Here is a 14,697-nt window from a genome sequence, read left to right on the forward strand (position 1 = left end):
AATAGCCTAAATAGGCTGATTCGATGTGTTTGCGGGAAAAAAATCGGCCCAGATCCGCGAAATTTTAATCAGCGAGTCAGCTTGGGAAGAAATGACCTGCTTATTCGCACCTTCCCTAGCAAAATGAATCCCGGACGTATTATTAGCGACTCGATAATAATACGGATTCATAAAAATGTGCATGGTCATCGAGAATAAATAGAAAGGACGTGCCAACAACTGTAAGAGTATCTGCATGCACATACTGCGATCCATGCGGCGCAGATTTACGATTGTGTTCAGTAGTTAGCTGCAATTGCACGGCGTAATACCGGGAAAAAAAGAATGTCGCCATTCCACACTTGCGATGAAGAGCACGCTTGTTGTGTAAGTATCCCTGCGAAACGAACCATCAATTTTTAGAGAGTCTCTGGCATCCCCAACTTCCGCTTATGGCACAAAACGGACTGTCATTGTCAGGCATTTTGTCAGCGGTCAGTTAATCCAGTCTCCCTGCGTGAGGCCAGGCAACTGCTCAAACGCCCTAATATGGTCGTTACCAGCACGATGCCGGCGCCAATGGTATGCCCGGCGATCGCCGGGCCGTTCAGACCAATCGGCATCCAGCGTCGCTATTCAAAAATACTCAGTTATTACTGATGCCGAAACTGCAGCGTTGCGGGCAGGTAGCGTTGTAGCGTTTCGGGCGTATCGCCCTCGATCAGCTGGCTTATCAGATCGTAGCAGTGCCAGGCCAGCTGGCGATTATCCTGCTGGACAGTGTCGATACGCAGCGACAGCGAATCATAAAGATAGTGATCGTCAAAGCTCGTCAGATGAATATCGGAGTCGAGTAAATGGTGCTGGCTCATATAGCGCAGAACCCCTTCGAGCAGCCCGCAGGCGGCGGTGAATAGCGCCTTAGGCGGCCGCCCAAGGCGCGCGCAGAGTGCGGCAAACATCTCATAGCCGGAGCTGGGGTGGTAATTGCCGTTGATCACCCATTCCGGGCGCAGGGCAATACCCGCCTGAGCCAAACCCTGCGTGAACCCGGTCAGACGATCGCGGGAGGGCGACAGACGCGCCTGACCGCCTAAAAACCAGAACTCATCGCTATGCTGAGGCGCGATGCGGGAAATCAGTTCCGCCGTTGGGGTAATCGAATCGGTCATTACCAGCGGCAGCGCGCTTTCATTGGGGCACCGGTCAAACAGCACCACTGGCAGCTGTTGGCTGAGTTTGAGATAGTCGGCATCGTTGTGCATACAGGAAGCGACGATCATCCCGTCGACCTGGCGGGCAATCATATTATTGACCACCACGCTCTCCTGACCGGGGTTTTCATCAGTACAAGAGATCAACAGCTGGACGCCCGCCTCGCGGCACAGCATCTCCAGCTCATGGGCAAAGACCGCAAAGCCGTGGTTGGTGATCTCCGGCACCACCAGCCCGATGGTGTGGCTGCGGTTGTTGCGCAGCGAGCGGGCATGAATGCTTGGCTGATAGTGATGCTTACGGGCAATCGACAGTACGCGCTCACGCGTTTCCTGCGCCACGCGCAGCTCCTTGCCACGACCATTCAGTACCAGGCTGGCGGTCGCTTTGGAGACGCCAGCCTGTTCGGCTATATCTTTAATGGTTACGCGTTTGGTTTTCATTACGACGCCATGAGCCTGAAGCAAAACGCTTATTCTACCATGCAAGTTCGCAGCGGCCAGTAGCAGAATGCGTCCGGCGTGATGCCGGAGAATGTTAGCTGACCGGCGCAGGCCGGGAAGTAGCGGCTGCTCATCACCCCTTCACCGCCGTTTATGAAAATCTCCACGCTCGACTGGTCGATGAAAACACGCAGCGAGCGGACGTTTCCGCGCCAGTAACGATAATGCATCTCGTCGCTGGCGAGACTGCGTCGGGCCAGGCGGAGTCCGCTGGCATCGCACTCAAGGGTTAATACGCCGCCAAAATCGAGGCTCAACATATCGTCCCCGCGGGTTTGCAAATCGATTTCCATCGGTGCCAGCGGCAGGGCGTTCCCCGACCAGCCGTTCGCTTCACCGCGCAAGGCGCTCAGTTCCCGTAGCGGACGCTGGTAGAGCTGACCGTTGATAAACTCCAGCTCACGCAGGCAGGTCATCTGATGGATCCAGCCGTTGATGAGGGTCGGCTGAAGCATCTCTTCGCCCTCCGGCACGCCCATCCAGCCGACCAGCAGACGACGGCCATCACTGGTAAGCATGGTTTGCGGGGCGTAGAACTCAAAGCCGGCGTCCAGTTCGTGCAGTTCGCCATGGCTGAAAGCGCCACTAGCGTAATCAAACTCGCCCGCCATCCATACTGCCGGGTAGGTGTTCAGGTAACACTTTTCCTCGCGGGCAATCCCCTGCGGACAGCAGATTAGAATATGCTGGTCGCCGAGAGGAAAAAGATCCGGACACTCCCACATATAGCCGACGTCGTCGAGGCCATTGATGCCGTGGCCGGCGATTTCACTCATACTCGTCCACTGATGGAGATCCGCAGAGCTGAACAGCAGCACCTTGCCGCGCTTTTGCCGATCCTGCGCACCCAGCACCATGTACCACAGGTCTTCGTGTCGCCAGACTTTTGGGTCGCGCACGTGGCCGGTGTAGCCCTCCGGCAGCGGCAGGACCGGGCCGATTTTGCGGAAGGTGCCGTCGGCGCTTTCCCTTGCCAGGCATTGCCAGGCGGTTCGCCCTCCGTCGGCAAACTTCACGTTGCCGGTATAGCACAGGGTAAGCGTACCGTTGTTATCCACCGCGCTGCCGGAGTAGCAGCCGTTACGGTCATACTCTTCGTCCGGCATCAGCGCAATGGGCTCATGCTGCCAGTGCAGCAGATCGGGGGAGCTCCAGTGCGCCCAGCACTTAAACGTATGATCGCAGGCGAGCGGGTTCCACTGATAAAACAAGTGATAGCGTCCGGCAAATTCGACAAAGCCGTTGGGGTCGTTCATCAGCCCGGTGACCGGCGCAAGGTGCCAGCGCGGATAGTGGCTATCGGCCAGCGCACGTGGCTGGCCCTGTATTACGGCCTGCAAAATCGCAGGCAGTCGTGATGGAAGAGACATTATTCAGCGTCCGTTTTGTATTTCAAAACCAGGGAGACCGTAAAGGCGACGCCAAAGGCGATAACCATCCCGATAATGTAGTTCAACAGCGAACTGGCCTGCACGATGGCCATGCCGGGGATCGCTGTCAGGCCGACCGCGGTCATGTAGACGTGTACAGATACCACCCATGCGCCGCCCGCCGCACCACCAATCAGCGCCGCAATAAATGGCTTCACAAAGCGCAGGTTAATACCAAAAATCGCCGCCTCGGTGATGCCCAGCATGGCGGAAAACGCCGAGGGCAGAGTAATGGCTTTAATTTTTGCATCTTTGGTTTTGAACCACACCGCCAGACAGGCTCCGCCCTGAGCGACGTTGGCCATCGCCCAAATCGGCAGCAGGAAGTTGACGCCGATGGAGGGATTGCCCAGCAACCCGGCTTCAACCGCATGGAAGCTGTGATGAATACCGGTAATGACGATAACTGAATAGAGACCGCCAAACAGTAACCCGGCGAGCCAGCCGGCGTGGCTAATCAGGGTGCTGAGGACAAACGAGATACCGTCGCCCAGTGCGCGACCGGCCGGGCCGATAATCAACAGGGCGATAAAACCGGATATAATCACCGTCAGGAACGGCGTCAGGATCAAATCCAGGGCATCGGGGATTGCGCGACGCAACTGCTTCTCAACGATGCTCATAAACCATACTGCCAGCAGTACCGGGAACACCGTACCCTGATAGCCGATCATGGCAATTTCGAAGCCGAAAAAGTTCATGGTGTGGAAACCCGCGGCCACGCCCCAGGCGTTAGTCAGCGCTGGATGAGTCAGAATGCCGCCAAGCGTCGCGCCGAGATAAGGATTACCGCCGAATTCGCGGGCGGCGGTAAAGCCAATCAGAATCGGCAGAATGATAAATGCCGCCGAGCTGCACATATCCAGCATGATGTAGATGGCGTTGCCCGGGTCAACCCAGCCGTATGTTTTGACCATTCCCAGCAGGCCCATCAGCAGACCAGAGGCGACGATGGCAGGGATTATCGGCACGAAGATGTTTGATAGCAGGCGGGCGATGCGCTGGAACGGATTGAGCTTTTTTGCCGCGATGTCGGCGGCTTCCGATTTGCTGGATTCGCTAATACCCGCCGCCTGAGTAAAGGCAGCGTAGACCTTATTTACCACCCCGGTGCCGAAAATAATCTGCATCTGTCCGGCATTACGAAAACAGCCCTTCACCCCTTCAACTTTGCCGATGGCCTGCTGGTCGGCCAGCGAATCATCGACCAGCACCAGGCGCAGGCGCGTGGCGCAGTGCGCGGCGCTGGCGATATTTTCTTTGCCTCCAAGAAGCGGAAGCAGCGAGCAGGAAATCTGTTCAAAATCCATAGTACCCTCTTAAGGCTTAAACATTTTTATGTTGTCGTCCCGCGTTCACGGGAGCGCTTTTTCTGCGTCTTAGTTGAGTCCGGGGTGACAAAGATGCTCTGACCCCCGGCTATTCCTGTCATCAGGCGTAAGCCGTCAGAACCAGGTTTCCATCTGCACACCGAAAGACCATTCGCCGCCCGAGTTAAAACCGTCACTGCCCAGGGCGTCGTCGCTGGCGTAATTATTCAGTTTTTTGCTCCAGTCCATCCAGGAGGTATAGAAACGAATCTCCGGGCGACTGAAGAAATCACCGATACTGCCGACCTTAAATGTCGGGGCGAAGGTGAGCTTGTAGAAGCTACCGTTCACCGCCTGACGATCGTTATAACCTTCGGGTTTAAGATCCATGTACTGGTAGCTGCCTTCGTAGGCGAGAGCGAAATTCTGATTGATTGCCTGAATCAGACGCAGGTTGAATGTTGCCCACTGATAGCTGTCGCCATCGGCATAGCGGTCTTTACTGCGTTGCGCCAGCATTGCCGGGGCAACAGACCAGTTTTCGCTGAGCGGCGTGGTGCCGTAACTGGCAATGCGCCATGTGTCGGCTCCCGGACGAAGTGCGCCATCAGATCCGATACCTTTAACCTCTGCGCCCAGACCATGACCATAAAGCAGAGCGGTTTTACTGCTACCGTCGCGCAGGCCGTAGAAACTGTCGTTATGCAGGCCGAGCAGCGCATGCACGCCGGTGTTTGCCGCATCGCCTTTTACCAGATTGCCGTTGCTATCTTTACGCTCGTCGTTATCCTTCGCCCGCAGACCGCTGACCATCATCTGCAGCGGACCTGCGAAGTGATTCATGGTGAGGATATAGTTCTGCACGCTGTTGCTGGAATCATCAATGTCGCCGAAGTTACGCCCGTACAGGGAGAAATTACTCCGCAGGCCGTTGTTCCACTTCACGTCATAGATACCACCACCGGTACCGGCGAGGAACACGACATCAGAGTCAATCCAGTGAATATCGAAATTGTCGCGGTCGAAACGTTTCCCGGCCCACAGGGTGGAGCCCTTAAATGGCCCAGCGAACGTCGGCAGGTTACCCAATTCGACAAAGGCCTGACGAACGTTCAGATCGCTGGTGCTTGCAGTCCAGTCGTTATAAGAGGTTTGCCCGTCGGCGACCATCACCTTAAAGCGGGTCGTGGCCCCATTATCCAGGGTCTGCTTATGTTCAAGATTCATTTCAACATAGGTATCGGCCTGGTTTCCCAGACGGCCGATAGCTCCGCCGGTTTCACCTGCCGGCGTTATGTAGGCTCCGGATTTGGTGCTGGCGCCGGAATCATTCATTATCACGCCGGAGCGGGCGTAACCGTGAAACTCAAATCCGCTTTTGTCATCGGCTTTTTTCTCAAGTCTGGCGGTACGCTGAGCCACTTCCTGAGTCGAGTTCTGGTTTTTTTGCTGCTGCGCGGTGAGTTGCTGAACTTTTTTCTCCGCCGCCCCGGCGCGTTTTTCCGCCGTTTGCGCCCTGTTTTCTGCCTCCTGCAGGCGTTTTTCCAGCGCGTTGAGTCGGGCTTCAATGGTGCTTATATCCGTTTGCGCATGGGCTGAGGCAGCGCTGGTTAGCAAAGCGATAAGCATCGCAAGTGTGCTTTTTCTGTACATGCTGTTGGCATCCCAAAAGTAAAAATGGAAAATTATAATTTTTGCTAAACCGGTTTAGGCGCTATGTTAAGCCCGACCTTTGTTTTTCTTAAAACAAATATGCTAAACCGGTTTAATAAATGTGATGCATGCAACAAAGTGAGCCGCGCAAAGCGGCTTTAAGGATTAAAACTGACGGTTGAGATCGCGCTGATAGGGCAAGGCGGTCATCGCACCTTTGGCTGTGGTGGCCAGGGCGCCGCAGGTCTGTGCAAGCGTGAGTGTCGGTTCCAGTGCGGTCATGTCCGTTGGCATCCCGTTAGCCGCAAGGCTGGCGAGCAGTCCGGCGACAAATGCGTCTCCCGCGCCGGTGGTGTCCACGCTGGCCACAGGCCGGGCGTTGAAATGGGTAAACTTCTGCTGAAACGCGGCAAGCACCCCCGCTTTGCCCCGGGTCACCAGTAGCAATTCTGGCTGATAGCGCTCCGTTACGCTGGCGATTCCGTATGCTAAATCATTACTGCTGCTGATGAAGACCAGCTCCTCTTCCGATAGCTTTACCACGTTGGCCATGTGCAAAGCGCGATCGAGGCATGCTAGCAGCAAAGCCTGATCCTGCCAGAGATCGGGACGAATATTAGGGTCAAAGCTGACCCGACCGCCGGCAGACCTGATGCTCTCCATCGCCGCGAAGGTAGTGCTACGGCTGGGCTCGGCGCTGAGCGCGATGGAGCAGACGTGCAACCACTGTCCGGCGGCAAACTGTGGCAGGTCTTCTTCAACCAGGAACAGGTCCGCGCTGGGGCGTACCATAAAGGTAAAGGTGCGTTCCCCCTGGTCGTCAAGGTCGACGACCACAGTGGACGTGCGGTGCTGATCGTCGAGATACATATGGCTGACGTCGACCTGCTCCTGTTGCAGGGTATGACGCATGTAGCGGCCAAACGGGTCACCGCCGACGCGGCCGATAAATCCGCTGTTGCCGCCAAGGCGGGCAACCCCTACCGCCACGTTAGCCGGCGCGCCTCCAGGGCACTGCAGCAGGCGCCCTTCGCTCTCCGGCAGCAGGTCCACCACCGCGTCGCCCAGAACCCAAACTTTTGCATTCATGCTAAAACCCTCCAAAGCTAAACTTAATTAAACCGGTTTAGCATATTAAATCACAGTGACCGAGTGGGTGGAACGTTCCAGCCGGAAAAGCGCGGCTCATGACATAAAAATGAATCGCCACAGGTTTAACAGACACCTCAAAGTCATTTAAAATGGTTTAAAGAGAGGTGCACATGAGCAGTAAGCGTTATCCTGAAGAGTTTAAAATTGAAGCAGTCAAACAGGTTGTTGATCGTGGCCATTCTGTTTCCAGTGTCGCAACACGTCTCGATATCACTACCCACAGTCTTTATGCCTGGATAAAAAAATACGGGCCGGACTCTTCCACCAACAAAGAGCAGTCAGAAGCTCAGGCCGAGATCCGCCGACTCCAGAAGGAGCTGAAGCGGGTTACTGACGAACGGGACATATTAAAAAAAGCCGCGGCGTACTTCGCAAAGCTGTCCGACTGAGGTACGCCTTTATACGTGACAACTCCTGTTGTTGGCCTGTTCGTCTACTCTGTCGGGTGCTGAATGTTCATCCGAGTGGGTTTTACACCTGGCTTCAGCAACCGCATTCACCACGCCATCAGGCAGATCTCAGACTGACAGGACAAATCAAACAGTTCTGGCTGGAGTCCGGTTGCGTTTATGGCTATCGCAAGATCCATCTCGACCTGCGGGATAGCGGGCAACAATGTGGAATTAACCGGGTCTGGCGGCTGATGAAGCGTGCCGGGATAAAGGCTCAGATCGGGTATCGAAGCCCACGAACTCGTAAAGGTGAAGCTAGTATCGTGACACCCAACAGGCTCCAGCGAAAGTTCAACCCGGAAGCACCGGATGAACGTTGGGTAACGGACATAACTTACATCCGAACCCACGAAGGCTGGCTGTATCTGGCCGTAGTTGTTGACATGTTCTCGCGCAAAGTTATCGGTTGGTCAATGCAACCCCGGATGACAAAAGCTATTGTTCTGAATGCGCTTTTGATGGCCGTGTGGCGACGTAATCCCCAAAAACAGGTGCTGGTTCATTCTGACCAAGGTAGTCAGTACACAAGCCATGAGTGGCAGTCGTTCCTGAAATCACACGGTCTGGAGGGCAGTATGAGCCGTCGTGGTAACTGTCACGACAACGCAGTTGCAGAAAGCTTTTTCCAGCTACTAAAGCGTGAACGGATAAAGAAAAAGATCTACGGAACACGGGAAGAAGCCCGCAGCGATATTTTTGATTACATCGAAATGTTTTATAACAGTAAGCGTCGGCATGGTTCGAGTGATCAGATGCCACCGACGGAATATGAAAATCAATATTATCAACGGCTCGGAAGTGTCTAAATTATCCGTGGCGATTCAAGTAGCTAAATTAAGTTAACTAGTTTAGACCTGATGGGATGTTATACTTTGGTAGGTAATTGATTTACAACAGTGATGTTATGTTTAAAATGATGAAAATATTAAGTAGTCTGCAGTAAATGTCCGCTCATAGATTATATCGGGGAAATGAGCGGTGTGTGACAGGCAAAAGGGAGTGTATTCAGCGCCACCGACATCGTGGCGCTGGCAATAATGTTAGCTAAATCTTTCCGGGCGGAAGGTCGCCAGCATCGGGTGTTTGACGCCGGTGAGTATCTCCTGCGTCAGTATCTCGCCGAGGATTAACGCCAGCGTGGCGCCGGAATGGGTGAAAACGACAAAACAGCCGGGAACGTTCTGCAACTCGCCGACCACTGGTTCGCCATCTCCTGGAATGGGCTTCAGACCAATTTTCCAACTGTTGGCTGTTAACGGCTCGCCGTCACCTATCAGGCTACCCGCTTCCGCCATCAACTGGTTAATGACAGATGTATCAATGCTGTACTGCCCGTCAGCCTGAGCGACGATATGCTCTTCATACCAGTCATGATCGACGGCGATAGTGTTGCCAGGGTTAGGGCGGACCGCAGCGCGTGGTGTATTCAAGACCACCTGGAGTGCGTGATCGCAGGGTTGGCTGGTCACCAGCATTGAGACCGGAGAGCTATTGGGTATCTTCACGCCGAGTGGGGCAACCACTTCCGGCGTCCACGGGCCACACGCCACCAGTACCTGATCGGCCTGCAGCTCACCGAATTTTTCACTGCGAATGCCGCTGGCCCGGCCGTCTTTGGTTATCACGCTGGCTTTACCAGCGTGCTCAACGACTTCTCCGCCCAGCGCACGAAATGCCTGCATCAGATGCTCAACCAGATGCGGCAGACTGACCCAGCCTTCACCCAGATTTGCAATCGCGACCTGACTCAGGCTGGCCAGATTCACCTGCGCATCGACATCACCGACCGTGGCGTGATTGATCAGCTTTGAGTCGTAGCCCTGCGCTTTTTCATAGTCATGACGCGCTTTGGTGCCCGCGACATCGTCTGCGGCCCAGTAAATAGCACCATCGAAACGCAGCCAGTCAAGCTGTGGATGGCGGGCAAATAGCGTGCGATAGCGGTCAATACCCGCCATCCGCAGCGCATGATAAGGCTGCGAACGCTCACCAGCTGAGTTGAGCCAGGAGAGGGAACGGCCGGTGGCGCCTGAGCAGAGCGCCGCTTCCGTCACCAGTGTGACTTGCGCGCCCGCCTGCGCCAGCTGCCAGGCGGTTGAGACTCCGAGAATGCCGCCACCCAGCACGATGACGGTTTTTGCCACGGTTTTGTCAGACATCATTTATTCCTTCTGTTAAAAAATGTTCGCCCTCAGGCAATACGTACGCGATGCTGCCGATGGAGTTGCTCAATAAGCTGTAAAACACTGAGCGCTTCACGTGCATCAACCGGCGGCGGCCCGCCGTGTAACAGCGCGTGGGCTAACAGCTGATAGAAAGCGGGGTAGTGGCCACGTTCAATGGGCACCGTTGTGGTTGCCCCGACCGTGCCGGCCCGGGCAAAATTACCTGCCGGCGTGACGCCGTACTGGCTATCGGTGGGCGACATGCCAGCCGCCAGCTGCGGCTCCTGATTATCCAGCCCCCAGTGGGTGAAAGCGCCTTTGCTGCCCAGCAGGTGGAAGCGCGGCGCATTCAATGCCGCCTGACCATTCATCCACAGCCGGGAACGCACCCCGTTGTGATGCAGCAATGAGACGAAACTGTCTTCGTCACTGTCCGGCTGAGGCCCGGAATGGCGTGCCAGCTCCGCCGTGGCGTGGACTACCGGGCCAAATAGCTGCATGGCCTGGTCAATCAAATGGCTTCCGAGATCCAGCAACAAACCGCCGCCCTGCGCAAGAGTGACGCTGTCACGCCAGTTGCCAAATCCCTGCGGTCGCCACCACTCGAAACGCGACTCAAAACTTCTTACGGTGCCAAAGGCTTCCTGTTGTACCAGGCGCTGTAATGTCAGAAAGTCACCGTCCCAGCGTCGGTTATGAAAAACGGTGAGCAAGGTATTAGCCTGCTGCGCTGCGGCGATCATCATTTCGGCCGCTTGTACATCTGCTGCAAACGGCTTATCCACCACCAGATGGATAGCACGCTGGCTGGCCTGCACAGCCTGCTCCGCATGTTGCGCCGGCGGCGTGGCCAGCACGATGAGATCGATGCTAATCTCGCCGCCATCAATTGCCTTAAGCAACGCCGGCCAGTCCGGCAGCACCCGCGCCTGTGGGTAACGTTGCTGCGCCGTCGCTACGCGTTGGGCATCGCCAGTGACGATGACGTCGAGACGATAGTCGGTGTTAGGGGTAATCAGCGGCGCATGAAACACGCTTCCGGCGACGCCAAAACCCACCAGAGCCGTGCGGATTGGGCCTCTAACCTGTTGATGTGGCATCACAGTACCTCCGACAGAAAACTCTGCAGGCGTGCAGATTGCGGGCGGTCAAAGATTTGTTCTGGTGTGCCGGCTTCTACAATCTCGCCTTCATCCATAAACACTACCTGGTCTGCCACGCGCCGGGCGAAGCCCATCTCATGCGTCACTACCACCATGGTCATGCCTCGCTGGCACAAATCAGCCATTAGCGTCAGAACACCTTTCACCAGCTCAGGATCGAGTGCCGAGGTTGCTTCATCGAACAGCATCACTTCCGGCTCCATCGCCAGCGCACGTGCTATCGCCACCCGCTGTTGCTGGCCACCCGAGAGGTCGCGCGGACGGTGATCGGCTCGCTGAGCAAGGCCAACTTCGGCCAGCCGCTGGCGGGCAATCTCCAGAGCCTCGGCTTTCGGGAGGCCTTTCACTTTCCACGGTGCCAGCGCCACGTTTTCCAGCGCGCTATGATCGGGAAAAAGGTTGAAATGCTGAAATACCATGCCAATCCTCAACCGTAGCGAATCGGGCTTATCCTTCAGGACAGATCGCCCGGCCAGTAATACATCCCCTTTCTTCGGCTCATGCAGGCGATTGATGCCACGCAGTAAGGTGGATTTTCCCGATCCCGAGGGACCGATGATGCAGGTGGTGGTGCCAGGTTCGATGCTCAGCGACACATTACGCAGCACCTCAATCGGGCCGTACGCCAGGGTCAGATTGCACAGCTCCAGGCTCGCGCCGTGAAACGCAGAAGGTATAGCCATATTAATGTCCTTGCTCGCTGGTAAGGGAGACCGAGACCGCCGGAACCACATTGCGCTTTTGCTGCACTTCATCGAGCTCCTTCAGGCCGCTTTGTGGCGCAGTGGCGCGACGCCGTCCGGTACGGTAGCGGATGTCGATATAGTTCACGGCGTGGGTGAGCGGCACGGTGATCACCAGATAGAACAGCCCGGCCAGCATCAGTGGAGACAGGTTGCCGCTCAGCACGGCAGCATCCTGACCGACCCGGAACAGCTCACGCTGACCGGTCATCAGGCCCAGCAGATAAACCAGCGACGAGTCTTTGATGATGGCGATGAACTGATTGACAATCGCAGGTAATACGCGGCGGATGCCTTGCGGAATGATCACCAGGCGCATCGCCCGGCCATAGCTCATTCCCAGTGCCCGGCACGCTTCCATCTGCCCCTGTTCCACGCTCTGAATACCGGAGCGGAAAATTTCGCCCATGTAAGCGCTGGCAATCAGGCTCAGGGCAAAAATGCCCAGCGGATAAGGAGTAGGGCCAAACAGCTGATAGCTAAACCGCGCCAGGCCCTGACCAATCAACAAAATGGTGAGGATGGATGGCAAGCCCCGAAACAGATCGGTATACAGCCGCGCGGGCACGCGCAGCCAGCGGGAGGGCGAGATGCCCATCAGCGCCAGTATAAGGCCGAATAGCGTGCCCAGCACGGTGGCTGCTACAGAGATAATGATGGTGTTAACCAGTCCGGTTGCCAGCAGCTGAGGCAGGACGTCCATCATCGATGGAATATCAAAAAACGTACGGGAAAGAATAGTGATCAGATCCATAGCCGATTCTCGGTTGCGGGTGACGGACATGTGCCGTCAACGGATGCAGTCTCACGCATAATGATGCGCAGGGTTATTGGCCACCGGGCAGATACTGTTGCGGCATTGGCGAACCAGGGAACCATTTCTGGTACAGCTGTTTCCAGGTTCCATCCTGCATCGCTGCTTTGATGGCTTTATCCAGCGCAGCTTTGAACTCAGGCTTACCTTTGGCGATGGCGACGCCCGCAGGCGTGTCAAAAGAAGGGATGTTCGCCGCCGTGACCAGCCTGAAGCGGGTGGCATAATCTTTGGCCGCTTCGTAGTCGAGGAACATGGCATCGAGCGTGCCGTTGTTTAGCGCGGACACCGCTGCGTTGTTATCGGGGAAACGCACCAGATCGGACTGTTTGAAATGCTGCAGCGCATAGTTCTCCTGCAGTGTGCCCTGAATCACCCCAACTCGTTTATGCGCCAGGGTTTCAACGTTCTTCACGCCTGAATCACTGCGGGTCAGCACAGTTAGATAGCCCGCGAGATAGCCAGTAGAGAAGTCGACTGTTTTTTCACGTAGCGGCGTGATTCCAATGGCGGCGACACCGGCATCATACTGACCATTTGCCACAGCCGGCAGGATGGCGGAAAAATCCTGACCGATAAAGTCCACCTGTTCAATACCCATGCGATGTGCCACGTTTTTGAAGAATTCGACATCAAAACCAGTAAAATTGCCGTTTTTATCGGTGAAAGTGTAGGGCTTCGAGTCTCCCAGGCTGGCTACACGTAGATGACCGGGTTCGATCAAACCCCAGGGATTGCTGTCATTAGCGGCGTATGCACTCCAGCAGGCTGAAGCCAGCATAGCTGAGCCGAACAGAGCAGCGGTCAGATGATTGAAGCGTTTGTGCGATGTCATAAGGCTCTTCCGTTTTTGCAGGTGAAACTTCAGAGTTCGCCAAGCCGGTTTATAATTATTGAGACCGGTCTCAACGAGGTGTAAAATAAGACAGATCTTGGCGTTGAGACCGGTCTCATTTGGGTGTATTGATATTAAGCACACGCTGTCAGCAGCGTCAATAATGTTGTTATCAACTTGTGATTCTAAATAATTATGACCAATGAAAATGCTCGTTTACGAAGCCCAACCGTCGCCGACGTCGCCCGCGAAGCCAATGTTTCCAAGGCTCAGGCGGCACGTGCCTTGGGCGGATATGGTTCAGTGAGTGATGACGTGCAGACCCGGGTGAATCAGGCAGCTGAAGTGCTGGGATACAGGCCGAACGAGTTGGCCCGCAGTATGAACACCGGCCGATCTAATACCATTGGGGTAATTGTCGGCGACATTGAAAACCCGCATTTTGGCCTCGCGCTGCGCGGAATGGCGGACGTTGCGCGACAGGCGGGATTTCACTTGCTGCTGAGCAACAGCGATGAAACTCTGGACGAGGAGCGGGAGGCCGTGCGCGTGATGCTGGATAAGCGCGTCGATGGCATCATCGTCGCGCCGTGCAGCTCACTGTTTGAGGATAACGAACATCTTCGCCAGGTGCTGGCAGAAGGGCGTTCATTAATGATGTTTGACCGGGCAGTTCAAGGGATGGAGGTGGAGACCGTCCAGGCGAACTTTGTTACAGTGGCTAAACAGGCCACGGAGCTGTTACTGGCGGCCGGGCATCAACGTATTGCTTATATCTCCAGCATGCGCTGCGCTACACCTTATTCGCCGACCATCACGTTGGGCCCAACGCCGGTTGCGCAACGTGTTAGCGGAATGATTGACGCCTACCGGGCCGCGGGTAGGGAGCTGGATCCGGCGCTCATTCGGCTTAATGCACTCAGCGAAGCCACCATTGAGCAGATACTGACTGAACTACTTGCGCTCGCCGAGCCACCGAGCGCGCTGATTGCCTCGGACAACCTGATTGCGATAGGCATCCTGCGTGGTCTGACCAAACGTGGCCTGCGCGTACCCGAAGATATCTCTTTTCTGATGTACGATGATTTTCCCTGGACCGAGCTGATGTCACCGCCGCTGACTGTGGTCGCCCAGCCGGTATATGAAATGGGACGCGAAGCCGCGCGCCGATTGATTTGCCAAATCCGCAAGCAATCCGCCGGCACCTTACCTACGTTTGATAGCTGGATGGTAGTGCGCGGCTCGGTAGGGGGAAATTCATCCGCTGGGTGATATTGTGCCGA

13 protein-coding genes are annotated in these 14,697 nt (G+C 55.7%); 3 read left to right on the forward strand and 10 right to left on the reverse strand.

Going from position 1 to position 14,697, the window contains the following annotated elements; genetic code table 11:
- On the forward strand, window positions 1–198 hold a 198-nt coding region (locus tag FHC51_RS23145), incomplete at its 5' end, for a hypothetical protein (RefSeq protein ID WP_309236295.1).
- 434 nt (window positions 199–632) lie between these two features.
- Here the strand turns inward: FHC51_RS23145 and FHC51_RS02055 are convergent.
- From FHC51_RS02055 to FHC51_RS02075, 5 genes are all read right to left on the reverse strand, one after another.
- Entirely contained in the window at window positions 633–1,637 is a 1,005-nt protein-coding gene (locus tag FHC51_RS02055) for a LacI family DNA-binding transcriptional regulator (protein WP_000851062.1), read from the reverse strand.
- A 29-nt stretch (window positions 1,638–1,666) separates the two neighbouring features.
- Window positions 1,667–3,067, reverse strand: coding sequence for a sucrose-6-phosphate hydrolase (locus FHC51_RS02060; RefSeq protein ID WP_220434805.1), 1,401 nt, complete (start codon window positions 3,065–3,067; stop codon window positions 1,667–1,669).
- On the reverse strand, window positions 3,067–4,437 hold the full coding sequence (locus FHC51_RS02065; protein ID WP_000345203.1) for a sucrose-specific PTS transporter subunit IIBC: 1,371 nt from the start codon (window positions 4,435–4,437) through the stop codon (window positions 3,067–3,069). The genes FHC51_RS02060 and FHC51_RS02065 overlap by 1 nt, the downstream gene beginning before the upstream one ends.
- Before the next feature lie 135 nt (window positions 4,438–4,572).
- Complete coding sequence (locus FHC51_RS02070) at window positions 4,573–6,090, reverse strand: carbohydrate porin (RefSeq protein WP_220434806.1); 1,518 nt, start codon at window positions 6,088–6,090, stop codon at window positions 4,573–4,575.
- A gap of 165 nt (window positions 6,091–6,255) precedes the next feature.
- The gene (locus tag FHC51_RS02075) at window positions 6,256–7,179 is read right to left on the reverse strand and encodes an aminoimidazole riboside kinase (RefSeq protein ID WP_000992321.1); all 924 of its coding nucleotides are present in this window, start codon (window positions 7,177–7,179) and stop codon (window positions 6,256–6,258) included.
- A 173-nt stretch (window positions 7,180–7,352) separates the two neighbouring features.
- Between FHC51_RS02075 and FHC51_RS02080 the strand changes: the two genes are divergently transcribed.
- Window positions 7,353–8,500 (forward strand): IS3 family transposase gene (locus FHC51_RS02080; protein WP_220434807.1). Its coding sequence is split into 2 segments (ribosomal slippage): window positions 7,353–7,590 and window positions 7,590–8,500, totalling 1,149 coding nucleotides; the frame shifts between segments, so codons are not numbered across the junction.
- Between the two features lie 234 nt (window positions 8,501–8,734).
- Here the strand turns inward: FHC51_RS02080 and FHC51_RS02085 are convergent.
- The 5 genes from FHC51_RS02085 to FHC51_RS02105 form a co-directional block, all read right to left on the reverse strand.
- A complete protein-coding gene (locus FHC51_RS02085; protein ID WP_220434808.1) occupies window positions 8,735–9,853 on the reverse strand; it encodes an FAD-binding oxidoreductase in 1,119 nt (372 codons plus the stop codon).
- 32 nt (window positions 9,854–9,885) lie between these two features.
- A complete protein-coding gene (locus tag FHC51_RS02090; RefSeq protein WP_038992757.1) occupies window positions 9,886–10,959 on the reverse strand; it encodes a Gfo/Idh/MocA family oxidoreductase in 1,074 nt (357 codons plus the stop codon).
- Window positions 10,959–11,705 (reverse strand): amino acid ABC transporter ATP-binding protein, encoded by a 747-nt coding sequence (locus tag FHC51_RS02095; RefSeq protein WP_220434809.1) that lies wholly within the window; start codon window positions 11,703–11,705, stop codon window positions 10,959–10,961. Before FHC51_RS02095 ends, FHC51_RS02090 begins: the two co-directional genes overlap by 1 nt.
- A 1-nt stretch (window position 11,706) precedes the next feature.
- A complete protein-coding gene (locus FHC51_RS02100; RefSeq protein WP_032693912.1) occupies window positions 11,707–12,519 on the reverse strand; it encodes an amino acid ABC transporter permease in 813 nt (270 codons plus the stop codon).
- Between the two features lie 73 nt (window positions 12,520–12,592).
- The gene (locus tag FHC51_RS02105) at window positions 12,593–13,414 is read right to left on the reverse strand and encodes an ABC transporter substrate-binding protein (protein ID WP_032693914.1); all 822 of its coding nucleotides are present in this window, start codon (window positions 13,412–13,414) and stop codon (window positions 12,593–12,595) included.
- Between the two features lie 195 nt (window positions 13,415–13,609).
- Between FHC51_RS02105 and FHC51_RS02110 the strand changes: the two genes are divergently transcribed.
- Window positions 13,610–14,686 (forward strand): LacI family DNA-binding transcriptional regulator, encoded by a 1,077-nt coding sequence (locus FHC51_RS02110; protein WP_032693915.1) that lies wholly within the window; start codon window positions 13,610–13,612, stop codon window positions 14,684–14,686.
- The last annotated feature ends 11 nt before the right edge of the window (window positions 14,687–14,697 follow it).

Source organism: Leclercia sp. EC_58, from assembly GCF_019584355.1.
Lineage (GTDB): Bacteria > Pseudomonadota > Gammaproteobacteria > Enterobacterales > Enterobacteriaceae > Enterobacter.

What these genes read in the sequence shown, in the direction of transcription:
- FHC51_RS02105 (WP_032693914.1), bottom strand. Translation starts at nt 13,414, where the DNA reads ATGACATCGCACAAACGCTTCAATCATCTGACCGCTGCTCTGTTCGGC.
- FHC51_RS02110 (WP_032693915.1), top strand. Translation starts at nt 13,610, where the DNA reads ATGACCAATGAAAATGCTCGTTTACGAAGCCCAACCGTCGCCGACGTC.
- FHC51_RS02060 (WP_220434805.1), bottom strand. Translation starts at nt 3,067, where the DNA reads ATGTCTCTTCCATCACGACTGCCTGCGATTTTGCAGGCCGTAATACAG.
- FHC51_RS02070 (WP_220434806.1), bottom strand. Translation starts at nt 6,090, where the DNA reads ATGTACAGAAAAAGCACACTTGCGATGCTTATCGCTTTGCTAACCAGC.
- FHC51_RS02065 (WP_000345203.1), bottom strand. Translation starts at nt 4,437, where the DNA reads ATGGATTTTGAACAGATTTCCTGCTCGCTGCTTCCGCTTCTTGGAGGC.
- FHC51_RS02055 (WP_000851062.1), bottom strand. Translation starts at nt 1,637, where the DNA reads ATGAAAACCAAACGCGTAACCATTAAAGATATAGCCGAACAGGCTGGC.
- FHC51_RS02100 (WP_032693912.1), bottom strand. Translation starts at nt 12,519, where the DNA reads ATGGATCTGATCACTATTCTTTCCCGTACGTTTTTTGATATTCCATCG.
- FHC51_RS02085 (WP_220434808.1), bottom strand. Translation starts at nt 9,853, where the DNA reads ATGTCTGACAAAACCGTGGCAAAAACCGTCATCGTGCTGGGTGGCGGC.
- FHC51_RS02095 (WP_220434809.1), bottom strand. Translation starts at nt 11,705, where the DNA reads ATGGCTATACCTTCTGCGTTTCACGGCGCGAGCCTGGAGCTGTGCAAT.
- FHC51_RS02075 (WP_000992321.1), bottom strand. Translation starts at nt 7,179, where the DNA reads ATGAATGCAAAAGTTTGGGTTCTGGGCGACGCGGTGGTGGACCTGCTG.
- FHC51_RS02090 (WP_038992757.1), bottom strand. Translation starts at nt 10,959, where the DNA reads ATGCCACATCAACAGGTTAGAGGCCCAATCCGCACGGCTCTGGTGGGT.